The organism is Mycobacterium sp., from assembly GCF_035506235.1.
Lineage (GTDB): Bacteria > Actinomycetota > Actinomycetes > Mycobacteriales > Mycobacteriaceae > Mycobacterium.
On record NZ_DATJPU010000277.1, the window covers coordinates 1 to 3916 of the forward strand.

The 3916-nt window shown below is 68.4% G+C and carries 5 protein-coding genes; 2 read left to right on the forward strand and 3 right to left on the reverse strand.

The features are described from left to right. Positions 1-49: 49 nt before the first annotated feature. Complete coding sequence (locus VMD50_RS26335) at positions 50-493, reverse strand: anti-sigma factor antagonist (RefSeq protein WP_325432307.1); 444 nt, start codon at positions 491-493, stop codon at positions 50-52. A gap of 152 nt (positions 494-645) precedes the next feature. Between VMD50_RS26335 and VMD50_RS26340 the strand changes: the two genes are divergently transcribed. After that, the gene (locus tag VMD50_RS26340) at positions 646-1266 is read left to right on the forward strand and encodes a TetR/AcrR family transcriptional regulator (protein WP_325432309.1); all 621 of its coding nucleotides are present in this window, start codon (positions 646-648) and stop codon (positions 1264-1266) included. Here the strand turns inward: VMD50_RS26340 and VMD50_RS26345 are convergent. After that, positions 1259-1918: a DedA family protein gene (locus VMD50_RS26345; protein ID WP_325432311.1), complete on the reverse strand. Its 660-nt coding sequence runs from the start codon at positions 1916-1918 to the stop codon at positions 1259-1261. The two genes, VMD50_RS26340 and VMD50_RS26345, sit on opposite strands and share 8 nt — an antisense overlap. Next, on the reverse strand, positions 1915-2754 hold the full coding sequence (locus VMD50_RS26350) for an SGNH/GDSL hydrolase family protein (protein WP_325432313.1): 840 nt from the start codon (positions 2752-2754) through the stop codon (positions 1915-1917). Before VMD50_RS26350 ends, VMD50_RS26345 begins: the two co-directional genes overlap by 4 nt. Before the next feature lie 71 nt (positions 2755-2825). Between VMD50_RS26350 and VMD50_RS26355 the strand changes: the two genes are divergently transcribed. Continuing rightward, positions 2826-3916 (forward strand): AMP-binding protein (locus VMD50_RS26355; protein WP_325432316.1); only part of this gene is annotated, 1091 nt, incomplete at its 3' end.

Below are 3916 nucleotides of genomic sequence, written 5' to 3' on the forward strand. Positions count from 1 at the left end.
TCCTCCTCCACCCCGACGGTGGGCCTGAAATCAGAAAAGGTCGCTCAGCTCACCAGCGAGCGGCCGACGCGAGCGCGGCGTCCGCGGTCGGGTAAATGGGCAGCACGGCGTTGAGCCCGCAGGCGTCGACGATCCGGGTGACGATCGGCTCGTGGCTCACCAGGCGCAGTTCGATGCCGCGGTCTCGACACCGTTGCGCCTCGTCGGCGAGCACCGCGAAGGCGCAGCAGCCCATGAAATCGAGCCCCGTGACATCGACCACGAAGGGGCCCGGGGGAATGACTACGCCGGCCGCCTCGCTGACCAGCTGGCGCCAGGTGTGCTCATTGCAGGCGTCGATCTCGCCGCCGGCGCTGATGAGCACCGCCGCGCCATTGCGGTCGGTGGTGGCCCGCAGCGTGCTGTGTGGATCGCCCAGCTGGTAGACCAGCCGCGTGCTAAGCGTCAGAGGCGGTGGGCTTGACATCGGTTCGGCAACAATAACCGGGCTCATGGTGGACTCCCTAATCGACCGACGCCGGGCGTCGGGATGGTGCCCGTCCTGCTGACTTAAGACGAATTCTTCGCGACGTGCGAATCTCTTTTGTATAACGAGACAGGGCGGTCTGTCTACCTGCCACCGCCTAAGAGTATGGTAAGGCCGGTATGACCAGCCACGATGTCCCGGCGCCGGCCAGGTCGGCCCGTGAACGGATCCTGACCGCGGCTTATGAGCTCTTCAGCCGGCGTGGGATCCGCGCCGTCGGCACCGACGAGGTGATCGAGCGGGCCGGGGTGGCCAGGGCCACGCTCTACCGTCATTTCGCGACCAAGGACGACCTCGTCCTGGCCGTGCTGCAGCGGCGCGAGGAGGTCTGGACGCACGGCCTGATCGAGGAGCAGTCACGGCAGCGGGGCGCGACGCCCGAGGAACAGTTGCTCGCGATCTTCGACGTCATGCACGACTGGTTTCAGCACCACGACGCCTACGAAGGGTGCTCGTTCATCAACGTGTTGCTGGAGTTGGGGGTGGATCACCCGGCCGGACAGGCCTGCATCGTCCACATCGAACACGTCCGCGACATCGTGCGCCAGCGCGCCGTCGCGGCGGGCCTGATCGACGTGGAGGACTTCGCCTCGTCGTGGCACATCCTGATGAAGGGCGCCATCGTCCTCGCGGCCGTGGGTGACGTGGATGCGGCCGTGCGCGCCCGCAAGATGGCCTGCGCGCTGATCGGGGAGCACCGGCCGGTGGCACCGGAGGACATCGGCGAGGCGGTCAGCTAGCCGCGGTGGTGCCGGTTTTGCGGTAGTGCTCTTCCTCGAGCTCGGCGATGGCCCGCGATGTGCGCTCGCGCAGCGCGAAGGCGGCGATGAGGCCGCACACGATCGCGATGACCAGCGCGACCCAGGAGAACCGCTGCATCCAGCGTTCGGCGGCCACCCCGGCGAAGTAGACCAGGGCGGTGGTGCCGCCCGCCCAGCAAACGGCGCCCGACACGTTGGCCGCCAGGAACCGTCGGTAGTGCATGTTCAGCGCACCGGCCAGCGGCCCGGCGAAGATCCGCAGCAGCGCGATGAAGCGGCCGAAGAAGACGGCCCGAACTCCCCAGCGGTTGAACAGCTTTTCGGCGAGCGCGACGTGTCCGGGCCCGAAGTGCCTGGGGAACCGCCGGCCGAGCCGGTCGAAGAGCGGCAAGCCGAACCGGCGCCCGATCGCGTAGCCGATCGAGTCGCCGACGACGGCGCCGATCACCGCGGCAACGCCGACGCCGACGGGATTGACGGCCAGGTCATGGTGCGACGACATCAGCGCCGCGCTGACCAGCACGATCTCGCCGGGAAGGGGAACTCCGAGGCTTTCCACGCCGACCACACCGCCGACCATCAGGTAGACCAACAGCGGCGGGATGGACTGCAGCAAAGCCTCCACGTTCATGGGTCAAGGATGCCTGACCGGCGGAGGAACCGCGCCGTAATGTCCTCGCCCGGCGTGCTGAGCGGTTCCAGCCGCGGACGCTTGGGCACCCGCCCGTCGGCCGAGGACATGCCACGAAGCCGCCGCCACACCCACGGCGTGAACTTTTGGTGCGTCCAGCGCAGCTGGCCGTAGGTGCGGGATTTGAACGACAGCCGCGTCGGGCTGCCGGTCGTTTGTGCCCAATCATGGTTGCTGCCGGGCAAATTGAGGGCTTCGGCGGCCGCCTCGGCGAACAGGATGTGCCCTTTGGTGGACGCGTGCACGCGGTCGACATCCCAGGTGTCCAGGTCGCGCATCGAGGGCGCGTCGTAAAGGTCCACGAGCCTGAAGTCGTATTGGTCGGCGGCCGCCCTGATGGCGTCGTTGATGCGGGCAAGCCGCCCCGATACCAGCCGGCCGAGTGGCAGGAATTGCGCGACGTTCGGGAAGGTGGTGGTCACCACCGTCGCGCCCGATCCGGCGAGCGCGGCGTAAACCTGCGCGAGGTCGGTGAGGGCACGACCGAACGAGTTTCCCGGCTGGATGACGTCGTTCATCCCGATGCACACGGTGACCAGGTCCGGTCGCATCGCCAGCGCCGGCGGAACCTGCTCGTGGAGCACGTCGGCCACCAGCTTGCCGCGGATCGCCAGGTTGGCGTAGTGCAGACCGGGGTAGAGGGAATCGATCATCACCGCGAGCCGGTCGGCAAACCCGAGACAGCCGACCGCGTCGTTGCCGTCCCATAACCCCTCGGTCTGGCTGTCCCCGATGGCGACGTATCGGCTGTATCCGGTCCCATTAGCCCCGCACACGATGCCGAGACTAACCGCTATTCCCGTCTCCGTGGTTGTAGCGTGGCGCTGGCTTCACATTAGGAGACTCTGTGGAATTCAACCTCGCCGAGGTGTTCGGGGCGGTCGCGGCGGCCAACCCCGACCGGGACTGCATCGTGTTCGGCGATCGGCGCTTCACCTTCGCGCAAACCGCCGAACGCGCCCGCCGGTTCGCCCGCGCGCTGCACGAGTGGGGGCTGGGCGCGCATCGCGAACGCGCGGAGTTGGCGCCGCACGAATCGGGTCAAAGCCACCTCGGGTTGTACATGGCGAACTGCAACGAATTCCTCGAGGCGATGCTCGGCGCGTTCGGGGCGCGGGTCGCACCGTTCAACGTCAACTATCGCTACGTCGCCGACGAGCTGGTGTACCTGCTCGGCAACGCCCGCGCCGACGCGGTCATGTATCACGCGCGGTTTGCGCCGACGCTGGCCGAAACGCTCGCGAAGATGCCCGGGCCGATGCGGCTCATCCACGTCGACGACGGCTCGGGCAACGACCCGCTGCCGGGGGCGGTGCGTTACGAGGAGCTGCTCGCGTCCGCGTCCGACGAGCCGCTCGACGTGGCGCCGTCGCCGGACGACCTGTATGTGCTCTATACCGGCGGCACCACCGGCATGCCCAAGGCGGTGCTGTGGCGGCAGCACGACATCTACGTCAATGCCATGGGCGGGCGGACGTTGGGCACCGGCGAGCCGGCGGCCGGCCTGGAGGAGATCGTCGAGCGGTCGCGGCTTGCGGGGCCGGGCTCGATGACCCTCGCGCCGCTCATGCACGGCGCGGCGCAGTGGGCGGCCTTCATCAGCCTGTGCGGCGGGCGCCCGTTTGTCATGCCACCGACCACCACCCATTTCGATCCGGCCGAGGCGCTGGCGCTGGCCAGCCGCGAACGGGTGATGTCGCTGTCGATGGTCGGCGACGCCTTCGGGCGGCCGTTGCTCGACGCGCTCGAGGCCAGTGATCACGACCTGTCGGGGCTGCTGATCCTGATCACCGGCGGGGCGGCGCTCAGCGCGCCGCTCAAGCGGCGGTTCGTCGAACTGCTGCCGCAGCTGACCATCCTCGACGCGGGTGGCTCGTCGGAATCCGGCTCGCAGATGGGTCAGGTGTCCAGTCGTGCGCAGGACGCCACCGGCCGGTT